Genomic DNA, 21,599 nt, shown 5'->3' with positions numbered 1-21,599 from the left:
CTTGTCGCGGGCAAGCCCGCTCCTACAGGTTCTGCGTTGTCCTTGTAGGAGCGGACTTGCCCGCGATTGACTTGATTTGGGGTTTTTGCGATGGCGCTACGCGAAGAATGTCTGTGGGAAAAGCTGACGCCACAACGGCCTGAGGCCGAGGCGCTCAAGGGCGAATTGACGGTCGATGTGTGCGTGATTGGCGCGGGCATCACCGGGTTGTCGGCAGCGATTCATTTGTTGGAGCAAGGCAAACGGGTCGCCGTGCTTGAGGCCCACCGCACCGGCCATGGGGGCTCTGGGCGCAATGTAGGGCTGGTCAACGCCGGGTTGTGGATACCTCCAGACGAGATTGAAGCCGGCTTCGGAAAGAAAGTCGGCAGTCAGTTGAATCAGATGCTCGGCGCCGCGCCGTCGTTGGTGTTCAGCCTGGTCGACAAATACAACATCGATTGCCAGTTGCGCCGCGAAGGTACACTGCACATGGCGCACAACGCCCGTGGCGAAGCCGATCTGCGCAGTCGCGAGGAACAATGGAAGCGTCGGGGCGCGCCGGTCGAGTTACTCACCGGCAAGGCGTGCCAGGACGCCACCGGCACTCAGAAAATATCCGCAGCCCTGCTGGATCGCCGTGCAGGCACATTCAACCCGATGGCCTTCACCAGCGGGCTCGCAAAAGCCGTGGGCAGCCTCGGCGGTCAACTATTCGATCACTCCCCGGTCACCCGCCTGGAACGTCAGGGCGAGCGTTGGTGCGTCATCACCGAACACGGTGCCGTGCTGGCCGAGAAAGTGGTGATTGCTTCCAATGCGTATACCGAAGGCGAATGGACGGAGCTGCGCCGTAACTTTTTCCCGGGTTATTACTATCAGGTCGCCTCGGCGCCACTGACCGAAGAGGCTGCACAGCGGATTTTGCCGGGTGGGCAGGGTTCCTGGGACACGCGCCAGGTGCTCAGCAGCATTCGTCGCGACGCTGATGGTCGTCTGTTGTTAGGCAGCCTGGGCAACGGTAATCAGAAGCCGGCCTGGTTCCTCAAAGCGTGGGCAGACCGCGTCCAGCAGCATTATTTCCCCTACCTCAAACCGGTGGACTGGGAATTCACCTGGACGGGCTGTATCGCGTTTACCCCTGACCACCTGTTGCGGCTCTTTGAGCCTGCGCCGGGGTTGGTGGCCGTCACCGGTTATAACGGTCGAGGCAACACCACGGGCAGCGTCGTGGGTAAGGCGTTTGCCGATTACCTGTGCCATGGCGATACCAAGGTGTTGCCGATTCCGTTTGCGCCGATGCTGCCGTTGTCGGGTGTGGGGCTGCGCAGCCGCCTTTATGAGGCGGGTTTTTCCCTGTATCACGCGGGCCAGTGCCTGCGAATCGTGATTTGAGGAGAATTTTCTGGCAACGAGCGGCGCTTTTTCGCGCACCAACTAACCTCTAATGGTGCGTCCCGTAGCGGACGCGCACCGCGGATGTGCACTTCGGTTACGCGTACGGTTACAGTCGGGTTGCACGGGGTCGCCTGCATGGGTTGCAAGTTTTAAGGGGGAGGGTTGCTCTTTTATATAAGGAGGGTTGTACCTGTTCCGGTTTAGACGGTTGCACGCCCAATGAAAAAGGGCACAAAACGGTCGAATAACAACAAAACAACGACTTTTTTCAGAATAAAAAACCTATGGCACGCCACTTGCTCTGCGCTTGTAGCTGAATCGAAGCTTCCGCTGAAGTTGCTGTGCTAACTAAAACACCTCAGGAGCACCATCACATGTCGCAGACGTTTTACAGGAAAGGTTTTCTGGCACTCGCAGTTGCTACTGCATTGGGTGTTTCTTCGTTTGTTCAGGCAGATGTCAAAATTGGCGTAGCAGGTCCGATGACCGGTGCGAACGCGTCCTTCGGTGAGCAATACATGAGAGGCGCCCAGGCTGCAGCGGACGCGATCAATGCCAGCGGTGGTGTAAACGGCGAGAAAATCGTATTGGTCAAGGGCGATGACGCCTGCGAACCGAAACAGGCGGTCGCGGTAGCCAACCGTCTGACCGATCAGGACAAAGTGGTGGGCGTGGTTGGGCACTTCTGCTCATCGTCGACGATTCCTGCTTCAGAAGTGTATGCCGACGCAGGCATCATCGTGATGACCCCGGGTTCCACCAACCCCGTCGTCACCGAGCGCGGCCTGAAAGCCATGTTCCGTATGTGTGGGCGTGATGATCAGCAGGGCATCGTCGCCGGCGATTACATCGTCGATGTGCTCAAAGGCAAACGCGTTGCTGTGATCAACGACAAAGACACTTACGGCAAGGGTCTGGCTGACGCTACGTCGAAGCAGTTGACCGCGCGTGGTGTTAAACCGGTTATTGAAGAAGGTCTTACCCGCGGCGAAAAAGATTTCAGCGCCCTGGTCACCAAGATCCGTTCAGAAAAAGCCGATGTCGTTTACTTCGGTGGCCTGCACCCGGAAGCCGGCCCACTGGTCCGTCAACTGCGTGAACAGGGCCTCAAAGACGTTAAGTTCATGTCCGATGACGGCATCGTGACTGACGAGCTGGTGACCACCGCCGGTGGTGCTCAGTACGTCGACGGCGTGTACATGACCTTCGGTGCCGACCCTCGCATGTTGCCAGACAGCAAGGTTGTGGTTGAGAAGTTCCGCTCCTCCGGTTACGAGCCTGAAGGCTACACCCTGTATGCCTACGCGTCTGTGCAGGCCTTGGCTGCCGCGTTCAATGGTGCCAAGTCCAACAAAGGCGAGGCTGCCGCCGAGTGGCTCAAAGCCAATACGGTGCAAACCGTAATGGGCAAGAAAAACTGGGACGGTAAAGGCGACTTGAAAGTCTCCGATTACGTGGTTTACCAGTGGGATGCACAAGGCAAATACCATCAGCTGGAAAAACAGAAGTGAGATAAACGCATCGCAGAGCCTGCGTCTCCCGACATAAGTCGTCAGAAGCAGGCTCAGCTTTGGTAATGGGTTCTAATTTCTTCTGGAGCCACTTGAACCCGGCCAGATGCGCCTCACAAGGGCTCATCGAAACCGGATTCAACGTGGCCTCTCAAGCGTGTGAGAGTGCATGATGGACGGTATTTTCCTGCAGCAAATTATCAATGGCCTGACCCTCGGGTCGGTCTACGGCCTGATCGCCATCGGCTACACAATGGTCTACGGCATCATCGGCATGATCAACTTCGCCCACGGCGAGGTGTATATGATCTCTGCGTATCTCGCGGCGATCAGCCTGGCTCTGCTGTCCTCCTTCGGTATTCAATCCTTTCCGCTGTTGATCTTCGGGACGTTGCTGTTCACCGTCTTTGTGACCGGTGTGTATGGCTGGGTCATCGAGCGTATCGCTTACAAACCGCTGCGTAACTCCACCCGACTGGCGCCGCTGATCAGTGCCATCGGCGTTTCACTGATCCTGCAGAACTATGCGCAGATCAGCCAGGGTTCACGGCAACAAGGTGTGCCGACGTTGCTGGCCGGGGCGTTGAAACTGGATATCGGGACAGGTTTCGTCCAGATCACCTACACCAAAATCTTCATTCTGGTTGCAGCGTTTGCCGGGATGGCCCTGCTGACCTACATCATCAAGTACACCAAGCTGGGCCGCATGTGTCGCGCGACCCAACAAGACCGCAAAATGGCTTCGATCCTCGGGATCAACACGGATCGGGTCATTTCCTACGTGTTCATCATCGGTGCAGCCATGGCTGCACTGGCCGGTGTCCTGATCACCTTGAACTACGGCACCTTCGACTTCTACGCAGGCTTCGTGATCGGTATCAAAGCGTTCACCGCTGCGGTGTTGGGCGGGATTGGCTCGCTGCCTGGGGCCATGCTCGGCGGGATTATCCTGGGCATCTCCGAGTCGCTGTTTTCCGGACTGATCAACTCTGACTATAAGGACGTCTTCAGCTTCTCGCTGTTGGTACTGATCCTGATTTTCCGTCCTCAAGGCCTGTTGGGTCGCCCACTCGTGGCGAAGGTGTAAGTATGTCTGCAGCCAATAATAAACCTATCGATATCAAGAAAAGCCTGGTTGACGCCATTCTGGCCGGGCTGATCTCCCTGATTGTGTTCGGCCCGGTTGTCGGCGTGGTGCTCGATGGCTATAGCTACAACCTGCAACCCACCCGTGTGGCGTGGATGGTCGGGATTGTCATGGTCGGGCGTTTTTTCTTGAGCCTGTTTCTGCAAACTGCACAGGGCCTGAAAGTACTGCAAGGGTTCGAAGTCACCGGCTCAGGCGTGCATGTGCGGGCACCTGACCACAAGTCAAAGCTGTACTGGGTCATTCCGCTGCTGATCGTGATTGCCATCATCTTCCCGATCTTCGCCAACAAGTACCTGCTGACAGTGGTGATTCTCGGCCTGATCTACGTATTGCTGGGCCTTGGCCTCAATATCGTGGTCGGTCTGGCCGGTCTGCTCGACTTGGGTTATGTGGCGTTCTATGCCATTGGTGCCTATGGCCTGGCGCTGGGTTATCACTACCTTGGGCTGGGGTTCTGGACGGTCCTGCCGCTGGCGGCCATCACGGCTGCGCTGGCCGGATGCATACTTGGCTTCCCGGTATTACGAATGCACGGTGACTATCTCGCCATCGTGACCCTGGGCTTCGGTGAAATCATTCGTCTGGTGCTGACCAACTGGCTGTCTTTTACCGGCGGACCGAACGGCATGCCGGTGCCATCGCCGACCTTTCTCGGCCTGGAGTTCGGGCGGGTGGCCAAGGATGGTGGGATACCTTTCCACCAGTTCTTCGGGACTGAATACAACCCGAACCTGAAATTCCTGTTCATTTACACCGTGCTGTTCCTGGTGGTCCTGCTGGTGCTCTACGTCAAACATCGCCTGACTCGCATGCCGGTCGGTCGTGCGTGGGAAGCGCTGCGTGAAGATGAAATCGCCTGCCGCTCCATGGGCCTGAACCATGTTCTGGTGAAGCTCTCTGCGTTCACTATCGGTGCGTCCACTGCCGGTTTGGCGGGTGTGTTTTTCGCCAGCTATCAGGGGTTCGTCAACCCGACGTCGTTCTCCTTCTTCGAGTCGGCGCTGATCCTCGCCATTGTGGTGCTGGGGGGCATGGGCTCGACCATCGGTGTGGTGATTGCGGCATTCGTTCTGACCGTCGCCCCGGAACTGCTGCGCAGCTTCTCGGAATACCGTGTGTTGTTGTTCGGCATCCTGATGGTGTTGATGATGATCTGGAGACCGCGTGGCTTGATCCGTATCAGCCGGACCGGTATTACCCCGCGTAAAGGAGTGGCGCCATGAGCGATGAAGTCATTCTTTCGGTAGAGAACCTGATGATGCACTTTGGTGGGATCAAGGCGCTCAGCGACGTCAGCCTGAAGGTCAAGCGCAACTCGATCTTCGCCTTGATCGGGCCTAACGGTGCCGGCAAAACCACGGTGTTCAACTGCCTGACCGGTTTCTACAAAGCCTCGGGCGGTCGGATCGAGCTGAATGCCCGCGGCACCCGTACCAATATCATCCAGTTGCTGGGTGAGTCCTTTCGCGCCACTGATTTCGTCGCGCCAAAAGCCTTCGCCAGCCGTCTGTTCTACAAAATGTTCGGCGGCACGCACCTGGTGAATCGTGCCGGTCTGGCACGCACATTCCAGAACATCCGCTTGTTCAAGGAAATGTCGGTACTGGAAAACCTGCTGGTGGCTCAGCACATGTGGGTCAACCGCAGCATGGTGGCCGGGATTCTCAACACCAAGGGCTACCGCAAAGCTGAAAGCGATGCCCTGGACCATGCTTTCTACTGGCTGGAAGTGGTGGACCTGGTGGACTGCGCCAACCGTCTTGCGGGCGAGCTGTCCTACGGCCAGCAACGGCGTCTGGAAATCGCCCGGGCCATGTGCACACGGCCGCAGATCATTTGCCTGGACGAACCGGCTGCGGGCCTCAACCCGCAGGAAACCGAAGCCTTGAGCAAAATGATTCGGTTGCTGCGCGACGAACACGACCTGACAGTGGTGTTGATCGAGCACGACATGGGCATGGTCATGAGTATTTCCGATTACATCGTGGTCCTCGACCATGGCAACGTGATCGCCGAAGGTGGCCCCGATCAGATCCGCCACGACCCGAAAGTGATTGCCGCGTACCTGGGCGCTGATGAAGAGGAGTTGGTATGAGCGAACCGATCCTCGAACTGAAAGAGATCGATGTGTTTTACGGGCCGATCCAGGCCCTGAAAAAAGTGTCATTGCACATCAACGAAGGTGAAACCGTCAGCCTGATCGGCTCCAACGGTGCCGGCAAGTCGACCCTGTTGATGTCGATCTTCGGCCAGCCACGGGCCGCCAGTGGGCAGATCATTTATCGCGGCGTCGACATCACACAGAAGTCTTCGCACTACATCGCCTCCAATGGCATTGCGCAGTCGCCAGAAGGGCGGCGGGTGTTTCCCGACATGTCAGTCGAGGAGAACCTGCTGATGGGCACTATTCCGATTGGCGACAAGTTCGCCACGCAAGACATGCAACACATGTTCGACCTGTTCCCACGGCTCAAGGAGCGCCGTAATCAGCGCGCCATGACCATGTCCGGTGGTGAGCAGCAAATGCTCGCCATCGCTCGCGCATTGATGAGCCGACCCAAACTGCTGCTGCTCGATGAGCCGTCGCTGGGGCTGGCGCCGATCGTGGTCAAGCAGATCTTCCAGACCCTGCGTGAACTGGCCTCCAGCGGAATGACGATCTTCCTGGTGGAACAGAACGCCAACCACGCGCTGAAGCTCTCTGATCGCGCTTACGTGATGGTTAACGGTGAGATCCGCCTGACAGGTACCGGGCAGGAGTTGTTGGTCAACGATGAGGTCAGGAACGCTTATCTCGGCGGTCACTGATCCGCACTCAAACAGGCTGTAAATACCAAGCGCGCCCCGGGTGAATTCACTCGGGGCGCGCTTTTTTCAAATTGTGGAAAACAATTTTCACAAGCTCTGAAAGCGCGGCATAAAGCCGCTGCAAATAGTTGTTTTGTCACGCTTTTGACTTGTCCAAGATTGCTGTGGAGGCGGCTGTGGGTAACATGGGAGTAGCTGGCTGAAGCCCTTGTTGTACGCGGGCTGTAGAAGGTTGGTTGTTTTTTGATCAGTGGTTTTTACGCGAGCTCCAGTGCGTTCTGTCAACGTTTTTATAGCTGGTTATTCATACAGCTAATTTATCGGTGCAACCTGTGGATAAGTCTGTGGGCAAGCACTGGAAAGGTTCGGCTAAGGGCCGTAGTTACTGGCATGGGGCCTTCACCTGCAGTTTTGGCCTGGCCGGCTGATTTTTGCCTGCTACACGCGCGGACCCCAGGGTCAAGTGAAAAACTTCCGATATCCGCACGCCGGCCCTGAATTGGCGGGTTTGAGCGAATGTGCACTTGCCCCCAAAGACTGTGGGTCTGGCTGTGGATAAGGTGGGTAAAACCCAGTGCAGCCCATATGGAACGTGGCTTTGCCTCGATAGAGTGTTTTTTGTACAGTCGCAGCCAGCGCAGAAGGCTGATTTATCCCCAAAGGGTTGCTGGAAACCCGCTTGGGCGGGCATTCTGCTGACCTGTTTCCCTTATCCGTCATCATGGCTGCGCTACGTTCAAGCCAAATCAGGAGAAAGACATGACTTCCACTGTGTTCATTACCGGTGCCACTTCCGGCTTTGGCGAAGCGTGCGCCCGTCGATTTGCCGACGCTGGCTGGTCGCTGGTGCTGACGGGCCGTCGTGAGGAGCGCCTTGACGCGCTGTGCGCCGAGTTGTCCAAGCAGACCAAAGTCCATGGCCTGGTGCTGGACGTACGCGACCGCAAGGCCATGGAGAGCGCTATCGAGGGCCTGCCGGCTGAGTTCGCGACCCTGCGCGCGCTGATCAATAACGCCGGTTTGGCACTGGGTGTGGACCCTGCGCCGAAATGCGATCTGGATGACTGGGACACCATGGTCGACACCAACATCAAGGGCCTGCTGTACAGCACCCGTTTGTTGCTGCCACGGTTGATCGCTCACGGGCGTGGGGCCGGGATCATCAACCTGGGCTCCATCGCGGGCAATTATCCGTACCCGGGCAGTCACGTGTATGGCGCGTCCAAAGCGTTCGTCAAACAGTTTTCGTTGAACCTGCGCTGCGACCTGGTAGGCACTGGCGTGCGTGTGACCAACATCGAGCCGGGCCTGTGCGAAAGCGAGTTCTCGCTGGTGCGTTTCGCCGGTGACAAGGCGCGTTATGACGCCACGTACGCGGGTGCCGAGCCGATTCAGCCACAGGATATCGCCGAGACCATCTTCTGGGTGCTGAACACGCCTGCGCACATCAACATCAACAGCCTTGAGTTGATGCCGGTGAGCCAGACCTGGGCTGGTTTTTCGATTGATCGCAGCCGGGGCTGAGTCAGCGGCTGCACATCGTTTATGGCGTGCTCAACCCAGGCAAACCGGTTGACCCACAATTTGCGCTTGCGCGGTGAGGGTCAAGACGGAATCTACAGATTCTTTGCCCGCGAAGGCGGTGTCAGGGTTGGCCGAAATACTCAGCCAATCCGCTGTAGCAGGTCGCCAGGTGATAGGGCGTGGTCGACGGCATATCGTTGCGGCTGACCTTGCCATCGGCATCCAGGCATTCATGCCAGCCTGCCGGGTGCAGAAAGCGTTGTTGCAGGGCCACCAGTTGGCGCGCCAGTAATGCATCGCTGTCAGGCCGCAAGGTCAATGCCCGCAGGTATTCGGCCTGCGCCCAGATTCGCTGGGTGCCATCGCGCACCGCGCCGTTCACTTCCAGCATTGCCTTGACCGCACCTGTTTGCAGGTCGACGCCATGTTGCTCGGTAAATGCGAACGCTCGGCTCAGCGATGCGTGCAGGGGACTGTTGCGCAGCAGTGGTGAGGACTCCAGCAAGAAAAACCATTCGAACTGATGCCCCGGTTCGAACCAGTTATTCACAGCCTCCGTCGGTTTTTCCAGTATTACGCCGTGCACCGGGTCGATGAATCGCTGCTGCATCGCGGCGACCAACGCGGCCAATGCTGCTTGAGTGGGCAGGTCTTCGCGCACTGACACCGTGGCGAGGAAGGCCTCGGCCAGATGCATCAATGGGTTCTGCAGTGGACCACTGTCGAGGAACGACCAATCCTGACCGAGACAGGCTTCGTATAGCCCGTCGCCATTGGTGAAGCGCTCGGCCACCACGTTCAGGGCAGCATTGAGTACCGATTCGACCAGCGGATCGCGCACTTTGGCCCAGTAATGAGCGCAGGCGAAAATGATGAACGCGTGGGTGTACAGGTCTTTGCACCGATCCAGAGGCCCACCTTGTGGATCGATGCTGTAAAACCAGCCACCGTATTCGGCATCATGGAAATGCTGCTGCAAAGAGCGGAACAGCGCTGCGGCATGGACACGTGCATCCGGCGTCGAGGGTTGATCGATCAGGCTGGAGAACAGATACAACTGCCGTGCACACGCCATGGCGCGATAGCGCTTGGGAGGCAACGGCTGATGATCGGCGTCCACGGCCTCATAGGGCAGCGCCAGCGCCGCATTCCAGCCAGAACCTAGCCAGAGCGGCACGATTACCTGCTGGAAATGTAGCTGCACGGCAGCGAATACAGGGGTCAATTCAGGCTTGGAGGCAGAGCTGGAAACATCGGGCATCGGCTGGCGTCACGGCTAGGGCGTTTGCGCGACATGGTAACGCAACGGTGTATTGGGCACACCGTGTTGACCCATTCGCGAATAAATTCGCCCCCACAAAAAAATAGGCGATCTGTGGGGGGATTCGCGAAAGTGCCAACTCATGCGCGTCAGATCACGCCACCTGAGTCAACAGGCCCTGGCGCTCGATGAAGGCAATGATCTGCTCAAGACCCAAGCCGGTTTTCTGGTTGCTGAAGACGAAGGGTTTATCACCGCGCATCTTTTTCGTGTCGCGGTCCATTATTTCCAGCGATGCGCCTACCAGCGGGGCGAGGTCGACCTTGTTGATCACCAGTAAATCCGACTTGCAGATACCGGGGCCGCCCTTGCGTGGCAGTTTGTCGCCGGCCGAGACGTCGATCACATAGAGGGTCAGGTCCGACAGCTCGGGGCTGAAGGTGGCGGACAGGTTATCGCCACCGGATTCGACGATGATCAGGTCCAGTCCCGGAAAGCGTCGGTTCAACTGATCCACCGCTTCCAGATTGATCGAGGCATCTTCGCGAATGGCTGTGTGTGGGCAGCCGCCTGTTTCGACGCCGATGATCCGCTCGGGCGCGAGGGCTTCATTGCGTACCAGAAAGTCGGCGTCTTCACGGGTGTAGATATCGTTGGTGACCACGGCCAGGTTGTAACGGTCGCGCAGGGCCAGGCACAGGGCCAGAGTCAGGGCAGTCTTGCCGGAACCGACCGGGCCACCGATGCCGACACGCAGGGGTTGGCTGTTCATAATGTTCTCCATTGAGCGCTACAAGGCTCTTCACAAAAAAAGATCAGGACCGAAACAGTCGGCTGTATTGACGTTCATGGGCCATGCTCGCCAGCGAGAGGCCGAAGGCGGCGCTGCCGTAATGTCGGGGCTCGGTTGTGGCGGCCTGTTGTTGGGCCTGTTGCAGCAAGGGCAACAGCTCGCTGGTCAGGCGTTGCGCAGCTTGCTGGCCCATCGGCAGGGTTTTCATCAGCACGGCCAGTTGGTTTTCCAGCCAGCTCCATAACCACGCGGCCAAGGCGTCTTGCGGGCTGATTTGCCAGGCACGGGCAGCCAAGGCCCAGCCTAATGCGAAGTGCACCTCTGGCAGTTGCACAAGGAACGCCCGGGCCGGTTGATCCAGTTCAGGCAGACCGTTGAGCAGCTGTTGCAGGGAATAGCCCATCTGCCGGCTTTCCTGATAGAACTCGCGGGTTTCCCGACTGGCGCGGTGTTCCTGGCTCAGCTGGAATAATTGGCCCCAATCGTCCTGTGCCGCTGCGGTGCAGTGGGCCAGCAATAATGGCGCTTCGAAACGCGCCAGATTGAGCAACAGTTGATCGCCTATCCAGCGTCGAGCGCTGCCGGAGTCGGCGACCAACGCTTGCTCGACCGCCATTTCCAGACCTTGCGAATAGCTGTAACCGCCAATCGGCAGCTGCGGACTGGCCAGACGCAGCAGCGCCCAGGCGTTGTTCACGTACGCACGCCAAATTGGTGCATGCGTGGCGGGTAATTAAACTCTTCTTCGCCCGCTCGCGAATGGTGATGGCCGCCACCATAAGCGCCATGCTCGGGTTGGAACGGGGCCTCAATGGATTCGGTGGTTGCGCCGAGCTGGTCGAGCATGGCCTTGAGTACATAGTCATCAAGCAGGCGCAACCAGCCATCGCCTACTTGCAGGGCGACATGTCGATTACCTAGGTGATACGCGGCGCGGGTCAGCTCATAAGCGTTGGAACAGGTAACGTGCAGCAGTCGTTCAGGCCGGGCGCACACGCGAACGATGCGCCCGTCCTCGGCTTGCAGGCACTCACCGTCGCGCAGGGGCGGCTGACCGCGCTCGAGAAATAGCCCAACGTCTTCACCCTCGGCACTGAAGCAACGCAGGCGGCTTTTACTGCGCGCCTCGAAATTCAAATGCAGCTCGTCAGCCCATGTGGCTTGAGGATCGATTCTTCGATGAATCACCAGCATCAGAGTGCTTCCAGCTAAGTGCGATGCAGTAGGCAGAGCAAGGTGCTTGCCAACAGTGATCGTGTGGGGGTTTGCTGACAGAGAGTGCTGCATCTGCGTGCAGATAGCACGCAGAGGGGCACCCTATTGGTGCGTAGCACTGATTGGGGCGCTATTGCGGGTCACTCGGTACTGCCAAGCCCTTGCCAATGGTTGGCGCCGATAAAGATGAAGCGCAACTGCTGGGTGATTTTAGCTCTAGGCGTCAGGTGTTCGGCAAGGTTCTCGGCGGGTGGGTCGATCAGCTCTGGGAGCATGGCGAAGACGCTTTTCACCACCAGATCGGCCATGACAGACAGGTCATCAGGGTTGAGGTGTCGCAATTTTGGCATCCCCGCCAAGTCAGTGGCGAGGTCAGCGCTGATGCCTTCACGCAGGGCGCCCAGCGCCTGACGCACTTGAAGCGAGCCCCCATATTGTTCGCGGGCCAGAAACAGAAACTGTGAGCGGTTGGCGGCAACCACCTCGAGAAAGATTTTCACCGACGCGTCAATGATCCCGGTCGCCACGAAGGTGTTGTGCCGCACCAGCCGAATGGTTTCGCGAAAGGTTTCGCCCACTTCGCAGACCAAGGTCAGGCCCAGTTGATCCATGTCCTCGAAATGCCGGTAGAATCCGGTCGGCACGATGCCCGCTGCTTTGGCCACTTCACGCAGGCTCAGGCTGCCGAATCCTCGGCCGCTCTCCATCAAGCTGCGAGCGGCGTCGAGCAAGGCGTGACGGGTTTGTTGTTTCTGTTCGGCGCGGAGCAGCATGGGGCAGCAGATATCTGAAAGGAGACTGCTCGGCACTCTATCAAATGAACTTCGCATGCGTCGAATCGACCGCTGCAAAAGTGAATATCAGTCAACAGCAGGAATCCGCTGACAGTGAGCCGGCTAAACGATCAGAACCGCCTTCAGTGCTCGGCTGAGTGAGCAGACTGGCGTTGACGTCATCGAATCGAATTCAGCTTATTTGCCACGTTGACCAAACCTGAGCGGCTTTTTCCAGTCGAACAGCAAAGTCGTTCGGAGGCGCGCCCCTACATATGTGGGCGTGCTACCGCTATCAGGAGAATCGTGCAATGACGCGCGGCAGTAAAATTTTTAGCGGTATTAGTGCCACGCTGTTGGTGTTGTTGGCCGTTCTGGGCATTGTGATTGCGACGTTCGATTGGAACCGAATCAAACCGACCCTCAACGAAAAAGTCTCTGAGGCCCTGCATCGACCCTTTGCAATCAATGGCAATCTCGCGGTGCAATGGCAGCGTGAACCTGACCAAGGCGGTTGGCGCGCCTGGTTGCCGTGGCCGCATTTCGTCGCTGAAGACCTGACGCTAGGCAATCCGGACTGGTCGAAAAGTCCGCAGATGGTCATCCTCAAGCGTGTTGAGTTTCGTTTGGCACTCCTGCCGTTGTTGCTTCAACAGGTTGTGATCCCGCGAATCGATTTAACCGGGCCCGATGCGAAGCTGGAACGCCTGGCCGATGGCCGCGCCAACTGGACCTTCGACTTGCCCAAGGTCGACGCAAACGCCGAGCCTTCGAAGTGGGTGATCGACATCGGTACGATTGGCTTTGATAAAGGACTGGTCAGTCTCAATGACCAGCGCCTCAAAACGCAAGTCGAACTGGTCATTGATCTGTTGGGCAAACCCATCCCGTTTAGCGATATCGTCGGCAGTGGCCAGGCGAAAAAAATCCACGATCAGGGCGTCGTGCCGCAGGATTACACCTTTGGCCTGACGGTCAAAGGGCAGTATCACGGCCAGAAACTCAGTGGCACCGGCAAAGTCGGTGGGTTGCTGGCGCTCAAAGACGCAACACAACCTTTCCCGCTGCAAGCCGATCTGCAGATTGCCGACACCCATATTGCGGTTGCCGGCACCCTGACCGACCCGCAAAACCTGGGTGCGCTGGACCTGCGCCTGAAGCTCGCGGGCAGCAGCCTGGCTAACCTGTACCCGCTGACCGGTGTCACGTTGCCGGACTCGCCAGCCTATGCCACCGACGGTCATCTGGTTGCCAAACTGCATGAGCCCGAGGGCGCGTCGTTTCGGTACGAGGGCTTCAACGGCAAGATCGGCAACAGCGATATCCAGGGTGATCTCGGTTATGCCGCCAGCCAGCCGCGTCCGAAGCTGACCGGGACCCTTGTGTCCAACCAGTTACTGCTGGCCGATCTGGCGCCATTGATTGGTGCCGACTCCAATGCCGCGCAGAAAAAGCGCGGGGGCGACAGCAAGCAACCTGTAGGCAAGGTGCTACCCGTTGAAGCGTTCCGCACCGAGCGCTGGCGCGATATGGATGCCGACGTCGAGTTCACCGGTAAGAAAATTGTCCAGAGCACAGACTTGCCGTTCACTGACCTGTACACCCACGTGGTGCTCGACGACGGCCAGTTGAGCCTGCAACCCCTGCGCTTTGGCGTGGCGGGCGGCAAGCTGGACGCGGACATTCGTCTGGACGGACGTGCCACGCCGCTGCAAGGGCGGGCGAAGCTCACCGCGCGTAACTTCAAACTCAAGCAGCTTTTTCCGACATTCGAGCCCATGAAAACCAGCTTCGGCGAGCTGAATGGTGACGCAGACATCAGCGGGCGCGGCAATTCGATAGCCGCGTTGCTGGGAACGTCCAATGGTGATCTGAAAATGTTGGTCAACGACGGCGCCATCAGCCGTGGGTTGATGGAGATCGCCGGGCTCAACGTCGGCAACTATGTGGTCGGCAAGATGTTTGGCGACCAGACAGTGAAGATTAATTGTGCCGCAGCTGATCTGGGGATCAAGAACGGCCTCGCCACAACCCGGTTGTTCGTGTTCGACACCGAGAACGCGATCGTCTACATCGATGGCACGGCGAACTTCAGCGGCGAGCAGCTGGATCTGAAGATCAATCCGGAATCCAAGGGCATGCGCGTGTTTTCGTTGCGTTCGCCCCTGTATGTCCGCGGGCCGTTCGCCAAGCCTGACGCCGGTGTTGAGACCGGGCCGCTGCTATTAAGAGGGGCGGGGATGGTGCTGTTGGGGGCGGTCATGGGACCCGCTGCCGGTTTGCTCGCCCTGGTGGCGCCTAGCGGAGGCGAACCGAATCAATGCGCACCGTTGCTGGAACAGATGAAAGCGGGCAAGGCACCGAAGACGGTGAAGTGAATTAGACAGATCGCATTCTCTGGTGGATGCCGCCCGGTCTCCGACGCCGCGCTGTCGCGCAGCAGACTGAGTCTCGATTCTGCCCAGAGGGCGTGGGAGCTGACTTGTCTGCGAAGAAACCGGGGTGCGCTCGACTCGGCACGACCTTCCTGAAGTGGTGAATTCAACCATTTTGCGACTGCTGCGCAGCCGATTCGCAGACAAGTCAGCTCCCACGAAGTAAATCACCTATTTACCGTGGGAGCCGGGGGACGCTTACAAATCTTTCAAAATATCCGCCATGTCATCGGCGTGCTCTTCTTCCTGAGCAAGGATCACTTCGAAAATACGCCGGGTGGTCGGGTCCTGTTCGCCGATGTATTGAATGATTTCGCGATAGCTGTCGATGGCGATCCGCTCGGCGACCAGGTCCTCGTAGACCATTTCCTTAAGCGTGTTGCCGGCGACGTACTGTGCGTGGGAGTTTTTCGACAGGGTGTCGGGATTGAATTCCGGTTCGCCGCCCAACTGTACGATCCGCTCCGCCAGCAGGTCCGCATGCTCGGCCTCTTGCTGAGCGTGCTCGAGGAACTCGGTGGCCGCGACGTTAGCTTTCAGGCCTTTGGCCATGTAGTAGTGGCGCTTGTAGCGCAGGATGCACACCAGTTCTGTGGCCAGTGACTCGTTGAGCAAACGCAATACGGTTTCACGGTCAGCGCTGTAACCCTCGGTTACGGCACCGTTTTCCACATTCACGCGCGCACGTTGGCGCAAGCTGCTCACATCTGATAATTGCTGCTCGTTGCTCATCATCAATCTCCAGGGCTAATCCGGTTTCCGTCTCGCTTTCGAGAGCTGCCCGTTAAAACCTTCAAATGGGTACTCCGGCGTGATCGGTACGTAGTTGAGAGTGATGAACAACGAGAAAGTTTTATTGAGATGGGGGTGATTGGTCCATTGCCAGTTTCAATTGGACACGAGACAGTGAGCCCGCATTGCGCAGGTACCGTTAAGGTTGAAGTCCTCTCTGCAAAGGATCCGGGTTTATGACGCAAGAGTTGGCGACGCGTTATCCGCTGGTGATGGTTCCGGGTTTATTAGGGTTTGTCCGGGTGGTGGTGTACCCCTACTGGTTCGGGATCGTGTCGAGGTTGCGGCAGGGTGGGGCCAAGGTCTTCCCGGTGAGGGTGTCTGCAGTCAATTCCACAGAAGTGTGCGGCGAACAATTGCTGCAACAGATCGAGCGAATACTGCGCGAAACGGGAGCGGCCAAGGTCAACCTGATTGGCCATAGTCAGGGCGCACTGACCAGTCGCTACGCCGCAGCGAAACGCCCGGATCTGGTGGCGTCCGTGACCTCGGTCGCGGGCCCCAACCATGGCTCGGAGCTGGCGGATTACCTGGGACGAAGCTTCCCTCCCGGCACGGTCCGACGACGCTTGCTCAACGGCGTCATGCGCCTGATGGCCGGGCTGATGCGCCTGTTGGAGACCGGCTATCGCGGGCCGAAGTTGCCGACCGATGTCGATGCGTCTCACCAATCGCTGACCACCGAAGGCGTGTCGCTGTTCAACCGCCGCTGCCCGCAAGGCTTGCCCGAGACGTGGGGCGGGCAGGGCGAAGCGTCGGTCAACGGTGTGCGTTATTACTCGTGGTCTGGCACGTTGCAGCCAGGGCGCAGTGATCGCGGACGTAATCGTCTGGACGGTACCAACGTCACCTGCCGCCTGTTTGCCCGGACCTTTACCCGAGAACGCGGGCATTGCGACGGTATGGTCGGGCGTTTCAGTTCGCACCTGGGGACGGTCATCGGCGATGACTATCCGCTCGACCATTTCGACATCGTTAACCAGACACTCGGGCTGGTGGGCAAGGGGGCTGATCCGGTGCGGTTGTTCACCGAGCATGCCGAGCGTCTCAAAGCTGCAGGGCTATAAGGCTGCTGATGGGGCCCGCAAGGGTGTTTTCCAGCGTTCCGCCAGCACCACGCCGCCCAGCGTCAGCGCACCACCGAGCAAGTGATACAGGGCCAGACGTTCGCCCAGCACTGCAGCGGCAATCAGTGCGGTGATGATCGGCAACAGGTTGAAAAATAACGTCGTGCGACTCGGGCCCAGACGGCTGATGGCGTGCATCCACATCAGCGGGGCCAGCATCGAGGTCGGAATGCAGGCATACAAAATCAAAGGGATATTGCTCGGGCTCAGCCCTGCTTTGGGCGACAGTATAAACAGCGGCAGCAGAACAATAATCGCCACCAACACTTGCAGGTACAGCAGTTGCAGGGGCGGCATGCGCAATTGCCACTTTTTGAGCAGCGTGCTGTAGACCGCATACGCCAGGGTCGCGACCAGCATCATTGCGTCGCCCATGTTCACACCCTGCTCGATCAAGGTACTCAGGTTGCCCGCTGAAATCACCACCAAGACCCCGCCAAACGACAGCACCGCACCCACCAGCGCCCCTGCGGTCAGGCGATTACCGAGACTGGTGATCGACAGCGTCAGGGCCATCATCGGCATCAGCGACAGAATGATCCCCATGTTGGTGGCCGAGGTCAGGGTCGCGGCGAAGTACGCCAGGCTTTGATACACCGCCATGCCGAGCACGCCGAGGATGAAAACTTTCCCCAGGTTGGGTTTTATCATCGTCCAGTTGCTCAGCACTGGTTTGAGCATGAAGGGCGTGAACAGGATCCCGGCCAGCACCCAGCGATAGAAACCGATCTCGGCGGGGAAGATCACCCCCACGGCCAATTTGTTGACGACGGTATTGCCGGCCCAGATCAAAATGGCCAATAACGGATACAGGTATTGCATGAGGACAACCACAACAGAAATGAGGCTGGATTATCCCCTGTCTGGATCGATGGCTATACTCTGTTTCAGACAATATCCCCTTGAATACAGACAGCATGAACAACAAGCTTTTAAGCATTCCAGACTTTTCCGGGCTGCCGTCCCCGGTTTACCTGCGTCACGACGAGTTCGGCGCTGACACTCACAGTGCGTCGCACAGCCACGCCTGGGGCCAGCTCAACTTTGTCGCCCATGGGGTGATGGAACTGGATATCGCCGGGCAGCGCTTTATCTCGCCACCGCACTATGCCGTGTGGATACCCCCCACTACCGAACACAGTTGCTACAACCGCCAGGCTATCGTTTATCGCTCGGTCTATCTCGCCCTCGAACATTGCGCCAGTTTACCGAGCGAGCCGTGCACGCTGGTGATCAGCGATATTCTCAAAGCGATCCTCAATGACTTTGCGGAACGGGACGTGAAAATCCCTGAGCGCGAAGCTGATATCCGGTTGGCGCAAGTGGTGGTCGATCAATTGCGCGTGGCGCAGGTGCAAACGCGTTATCTGCCTTATGCACAAAGCCCAGGGCTGCACAGCGTGCTCCAGGCCTTGCAGGCCGATCCCGGGGATAATAGGCCCTTGGTCGAGTGGGCGCGTGAGGTGCATGTCAGTGAACGGACATTAGCGCGCTTGTGCCTGCGCGAGCTGGGGATGAGCTTCGGTGACTGGCGTCAGCGCATGCGATTTCTGGCGGCCATCGAGGCGCTGGAAGGACGTCGCTCTGTGCAGGAAATCGCTTTCGATATGGGCTACAGCAGTGCCTCGGCGTTTATCTCGATGTTCCAGCGTCTGGCCGGATGTACGCCCGAGCAGTATCGGCGGCAGGCAAAAAAAGCCTGATAGACAGATGCCGTAACACATGGCGGAGCGTTGGCTACACTTCAACGCGAACCGTGCTGCCCGGTGCGGTAATCAGGAGAAAACTCCATGAAGATGCTGCATATACCTTTGCTGATCGTGGGTGTGTTGATGTGTGCCCAAGGATTCGCAGCCACAGAACAACAGAACAAGATGGCCGCGTGCAATGCGGACCCCCAGGCGAAAACCCTAAAGGGCGATGAGCGCAAAGCGTTCATGAGCAATTGCCTGAAGGCGTCACCCGCACCGGCAGCCAAGGCGGTCACGCCTCAGCAACAGAAAATGAAAGACTGCAATGCCGATCCTCAGGCGAAAGCGCTGAAGGGTGATGAGCGCAAAGCATTCATGAGCCAGTGTCTCAAAAAATAATCGACAACCGGCTGCCATGACAGGCACAGCGGTACGTCCAGCGCATTTAAACCTGCGATTGCCGGCCTTGATTCGGGTCGTCATCGCCGGCGTGGTCGGCTGATCATCGGCACGGCTATCGGATCGCTGGTCCTCGACCCCGAACGCTGGCAGACTGCCCACCTTTTCGAGCCGTTCGTTTTGGGGCTGTCATGCCAACGTTTTCTCCGCGTCACGTGTTGTTGGCCAGTTGGATCATCATTTTTTGCGGTTTGTTACTGGTCTTGCCGTTCAAACTGCTACCGAGTCTATTGGCTGGGTTGCTGGTGTACGAGCTGGTCAACATGCTCACACCGAAGCTGCAGCGTCTGATTGCAGGAGATCGTGCGCGCTGGCTGGCGGTGGCGTTGCTGGGCACGCTGGTGGTCAGTGTGCTGGCCTTGCTGTTTGCAGGCGCGATCAGTTTCTTGCTGCACGAAGCAGAAAATCCTGGCGCATCGCTGGATAAATTCATGATTCTGGTGGACCGCGCTCGCGGGCAACTGCCACCGTTCATCGACAGTTATCTGCCCGCCAGCGCCGCCGAGTTCCGTGTGTCGCTGGGTGCCTGGCTGGCGAAGCATGTGGGCGAGTTACAGCTGCTAGGCAAGGGCGCGGCGCACATGTTTGTCACGCTGCTGATCGGTATGGTGTTGGGGGCGATCATCGCCTTGCAGCAGGTGAGCGACGTTCACAAGCGCAAACCGCTGGCGGCGGCGCTGTTCGATCGTCTGAGTTTTTTGAGTCAGGCCTTTCGTAATATCGTTTTCGCGCAGATCAAGATTTCCCTGCTGAACACCGCGTTTACCGGGATCTTTCTGGCGGTGGTCATGCCGTTGTTCGGGGTTCACCTGCCGCTGACCAAAACGCTGATCATCCTCACCTTCCTGCTTGGCCTGCTGCCGGTGGTGGGGAATCTGATGTCCAACACGCTGATCTTCATTGTCGGTATGTCGCTGTCGATCTGGGTGGCCGCAGCGGCACTGGGTTATCTGATCGTGATCCACAAGCTCGAGTACTTCCTCAACGCGCGGATCGTCGGCGGCCAGATCAGTGCCAAATCGTGGGAATTGTTACTGGCGATGCTGATCTTTGAAGCAGCCTTCGGCCTGCCCGGCGTTGTGGCCGGGCCGATTTATTACGCGTATTTGAAAAGTGAGTTGAGGGGTGTCGGGCTGGTTTAGCGCGGTATCAGATCGACCGTTTCGGGCCATTTGCGAATGAGTTCACTCCCACAGAAGCATGCGATCTTCTGTGTGAGCCAACTGTCTGACTGAATCAGCCGTAGCGCTTCTTGGCTTCGATCGCCAAGCCGCTGCCGATGCTGCCGAAGATGTTGCCTTCCACATGGCGGGCGTTGGGCAGCATGGCCGAGACGCTGTTGCGCAACGCCGGAATGCCGCTCGAGCCGCCGGTGAAGAACACCGTATCAACCTGATCGACACTCACGCCCGCATCATTAAGCAGCTTCGACACGCTGTTGCGCACCCGCGTCAGCAATGCGCCGATGGCTGACTCGAACAACGCCCGGCTCAGTTCCACGCTCAAGCCAGGCTGAATCCGGTCCAGCGCAAGATGGCGGCTTTCTTCGTGGGTCAGCTGGATCTTGGTTTCTTCCACTTCCATCGCCAGCCAATGCCCGGCGCGCTGCTCGATCAGCTTGAACAGGCGGTCGATGCCGCTGGTGTCCTCGATGTCGTAACGCATGCTGCCTAACGCTAGCTGGGATTTCTGCGAGTACACGGCATTGATGGTGTGCCAGGTCGCCAGGTTCATGTGGTGGCTGGTGGGCATGTAGGCCTGACTCTTCATCCGGCTGCCGTAACCGAACAGCGGCATCACGCCTTGCAGGCTCAGTTGCTTGTCGAAATCAGTCCCGCCGACGTGTACGCCGCCGGTGGCGAGAATGTCGTCGTGACGGTCGGCGATGAAGCGCCGGTCCGGCGACAGGCGTACCAACGAGAAGTCCGAGGTACCACCGCCAATGTCGACGATCAATACCAATTCTTCGCGCTCGATGGTCGACTCGTAGTCGAACGCCGCTGCGATGGGTTCGTACTGGAAGGAGACTTCCTTGAAGCCAATCTTGTGGGCGACTTCCACCAGGGTGTCTTCGGCTTCCTGGTCGGCGGCGGCGTCGTCATCGACAAAATGCACCGGGCGGCCCAGTACCACTTCATCGAACGCGCGGTCGGCGGTGACCTCGGCGCGTTTTTTCAGCTCACCGATAAACAACCCCAACAGGTCCTTGAACGGCATGGCCGTGCCCAGAACGCTGGTGTCGTGTTTGATCAGTTTGGAGCCCAACAGGCTTTTCAGCGAGCGCATCAGGCGGCCTTCATAGCCGTCCAGGTACTCGTGCAGTGCCAGACGGCCATACACCGGGCGGCGTTCTTCCATGTTGAAGAACACCACCGAAGGCAATGTAATTTTGTTGTCTTCCAGCGCGATAAGCGATTCCATGCCAGGGCGCAGCCAGCCGACAGTGGAGTTGGACGTGCCGAAGTCGATACCGCAGGCACGGGCTGGAGATTCGTTTTTCATGTGTTCCATGTTCCAGTTAAAAAACGGCCGCGCAGTGTATGTCAGCGCACCGCAGATGCGTAGGGCAAACGTCGGTTAGATGCAGTTAAATGCTGATTTTGAGGATCGATCCGTGCGCAAGGCTTGAACTGGCCGCACTTGCCCCCAATCTTGCGGGTATTGCCTGGCGCCTGGGCGGTTT

Annotated in this window: 20 protein-coding genes; 12 read left to right on the top strand and 8 right to left on the bottom strand. The window is 58.2% G+C overall.

The features are described from left to right. The first annotated feature begins 90 nt into the window (after window positions 1-90). The 7 genes from amaA (at window position 91) to ACVBEG_RS21655 (ending at window position 8,370) form a co-directional block, all read left to right on the top strand. The gene (amaA, locus tag ACVBEG_RS21685) at window positions 91-1,374 is read left to right on the top strand and encodes an L-pipecolate oxidase (RefSeq protein ID WP_322177595.1); all 1,284 of its coding nucleotides are present in this window, start codon (window positions 91-93) and stop codon (window positions 1,372-1,374) included. A 377-nt stretch (window positions 1,375-1,751) separates the two neighbouring features. After that, window positions 1,752-2,888 carry a branched-chain amino acid ABC transporter substrate-binding protein gene (locus tag ACVBEG_RS21680; RefSeq protein WP_322177596.1) on the top strand — a complete coding sequence of 379 codons (1,137 nt, stop codon included), beginning with the start codon at window positions 1,752-1,754 and terminating at the stop codon, window positions 2,886-2,888. 172 nt (window positions 2,889-3,060) lie between these two features. Next, window positions 3,061-3,975, top strand: coding sequence for an ABC transporter permease subunit (locus tag ACVBEG_RS21675; protein ID WP_219062578.1), 915 nt, complete (start codon window positions 3,061-3,063; stop codon window positions 3,973-3,975). Between the two features lie 2 nt (window positions 3,976-3,977). After that, a complete protein-coding gene (livM, locus tag ACVBEG_RS21670) occupies window positions 3,978-5,261 on the top strand; it encodes a high-affinity branched-chain amino acid ABC transporter permease LivM (protein ID WP_322177597.1) in 1,284 nt (427 codons plus the stop codon). Beyond that, the gene (locus ACVBEG_RS21665) at window positions 5,258-6,133 is read left to right on the top strand and encodes an ABC transporter ATP-binding protein (RefSeq protein WP_322277981.1); all 876 of its coding nucleotides are present in this window, start codon (window positions 5,258-5,260) and stop codon (window positions 6,131-6,133) included. Before livM ends, ACVBEG_RS21665 begins: the two co-directional genes overlap by 4 nt. Further along, complete coding sequence (locus ACVBEG_RS21660) at window positions 6,130-6,846, top strand: ABC transporter ATP-binding protein (RefSeq protein ID WP_322177599.1); 717 nt, start codon at window positions 6,130-6,132, stop codon at window positions 6,844-6,846. Before ACVBEG_RS21665 ends, ACVBEG_RS21660 begins: the two co-directional genes overlap by 4 nt. 759 nt (window positions 6,847-7,605) lie before the next feature. After that, on the top strand, window positions 7,606-8,370 hold the full coding sequence (locus ACVBEG_RS21655) for an SDR family oxidoreductase (RefSeq protein WP_322177600.1): 765 nt from the start codon (window positions 7,606-7,608) through the stop codon (window positions 8,368-8,370). A gap of 121 nt (window positions 8,371-8,491) precedes the next feature. Here the strand turns inward: ACVBEG_RS21655 and ACVBEG_RS21650 are convergent, their stop codons facing one another. From ACVBEG_RS21650 to ACVBEG_RS21630, 5 genes are all read right to left on the bottom strand, one after another. Beyond that, window positions 8,492-9,631 (bottom strand): AGE family epimerase/isomerase, encoded by a 1,140-nt coding sequence (locus tag ACVBEG_RS21650; RefSeq protein ID WP_322177601.1) that lies wholly within the window; start codon window positions 9,629-9,631, stop codon window positions 8,492-8,494. A 154-nt stretch (window positions 9,632-9,785) separates the two neighbouring features. After that, window positions 9,786-10,403: an urease accessory protein UreG gene (gene ureG / locus ACVBEG_RS21645; protein ID WP_322177602.1), complete on the bottom strand. Its 618-nt coding sequence runs from the start codon at window positions 10,401-10,403 to the stop codon at window positions 9,786-9,788. A gap of 43 nt (window positions 10,404-10,446) precedes the next feature. Further along, on the bottom strand, window positions 10,447-11,121 hold the full coding sequence (locus ACVBEG_RS21640; RefSeq protein WP_322177603.1) for an urease accessory protein UreF: 675 nt from the start codon (window positions 11,119-11,121) through the stop codon (window positions 10,447-10,449). Continuing rightward, window positions 11,118-11,618 (bottom strand): urease accessory protein UreE, encoded by a 501-nt coding sequence (gene ureE / locus ACVBEG_RS21635; RefSeq protein ID WP_322177604.1) that lies wholly within the window; start codon window positions 11,616-11,618, stop codon window positions 11,118-11,120. The genes ACVBEG_RS21640 and ureE overlap by 4 nt, the downstream gene beginning before the upstream one ends. A 161-nt stretch (window positions 11,619-11,779) precedes the next feature. Beyond that, window positions 11,780-12,412, bottom strand: a complete 633-nt coding sequence (locus ACVBEG_RS21630) for a TetR family transcriptional regulator (RefSeq protein ID WP_322177605.1) — start codon at window positions 12,410-12,412, stop codon at window positions 11,780-11,782. A gap of 311 nt (window positions 12,413-12,723) precedes the next feature. Between ACVBEG_RS21630 and ACVBEG_RS21625 the strand changes: the two genes are divergently transcribed. Further along, window positions 12,724-14,790, top strand: coding sequence for an AsmA family protein (locus ACVBEG_RS21625; protein ID WP_447108300.1), 2,067 nt, complete (start codon window positions 12,724-12,726; stop codon window positions 14,788-14,790). Window positions 14,791-15,045: 255 nt separating this feature from the next. Here ACVBEG_RS21625 and ACVBEG_RS21620 read toward each other — a convergent pair whose 3' ends face one another. Further along, window positions 15,046-15,579 (bottom strand): ferritin-like domain-containing protein, encoded by a 534-nt coding sequence (locus ACVBEG_RS21620; protein WP_374028650.1) that lies wholly within the window; start codon window positions 15,577-15,579, stop codon window positions 15,046-15,048. 236 nt (window positions 15,580-15,815) lie between these two features. On the opposite strand from ACVBEG_RS21620, the gene ACVBEG_RS21615 reads away from it, so the two are divergent. Beyond that, window positions 15,816-16,706: an esterase/lipase family protein gene (locus ACVBEG_RS21615; RefSeq protein WP_447108299.1), complete on the top strand. Its 891-nt coding sequence runs from the start codon at window positions 15,816-15,818 to the stop codon at window positions 16,704-16,706. Here ACVBEG_RS21615 and ACVBEG_RS21610 read toward each other — a convergent pair. Continuing rightward, window positions 16,701-17,588, bottom strand: a complete 888-nt coding sequence (locus tag ACVBEG_RS21610; RefSeq protein ID WP_322177608.1) for a DMT family transporter — start codon at window positions 17,586-17,588, stop codon at window positions 16,701-16,703. The genes ACVBEG_RS21615 and ACVBEG_RS21610 overlap by 6 nt on opposite strands. A 95-nt stretch (window positions 17,589-17,683) precedes the next feature. Between ACVBEG_RS21610 and ACVBEG_RS21605 the strand changes: the two genes are divergently transcribed. The 3 genes from ACVBEG_RS21605 to ACVBEG_RS21595 all read left to right on the top strand — a co-directional run bounded on the left by ACVBEG_RS21605 (window position 17,684) and on the right by ACVBEG_RS21595 (window position 20,058). Further along, window positions 17,684-18,469 carry an AraC family transcriptional regulator gene (locus tag ACVBEG_RS21605; RefSeq protein ID WP_322277989.1) on the top strand — a complete coding sequence of 262 codons (786 nt, stop codon included), beginning with the start codon at window positions 17,684-17,686 and terminating at the stop codon, window positions 18,467-18,469. A gap of 87 nt (window positions 18,470-18,556) precedes the next feature. Then, the gene (locus ACVBEG_RS21600; RefSeq protein ID WP_322177610.1) at window positions 18,557-18,856 is read left to right on the top strand and encodes a PsiF family protein; all 300 of its coding nucleotides are present in this window, start codon (window positions 18,557-18,559) and stop codon (window positions 18,854-18,856) included. A gap of 191 nt (window positions 18,857-19,047) precedes the next feature. After that, entirely contained in the window at window positions 19,048-20,058 is a 1,011-nt protein-coding gene (locus tag ACVBEG_RS21595; RefSeq protein ID WP_322177611.1) for an AI-2E family transporter, read from the top strand. Window positions 20,059-20,152: 94 nt separating this feature from the next. On the opposite strand, the gene ACVBEG_RS21590 is transcribed toward ACVBEG_RS21595, so the two are convergent. Then, complete coding sequence (locus tag ACVBEG_RS21590) at window positions 20,153-21,418, bottom strand: Hsp70 family protein (RefSeq protein ID WP_322177612.1); 1,266 nt, start codon at window positions 21,416-21,418, stop codon at window positions 20,153-20,155. Between the last annotated feature and the right edge of the window lie 181 nt (window positions 21,419-21,599).

Source organism: Pseudomonas sp. GG8, from assembly GCF_052976945.1.
The sequence above is the reverse complement of the archived record's forward strand: the minus strand, read 5'-3'. Positions and strand labels throughout refer to the sequence as shown.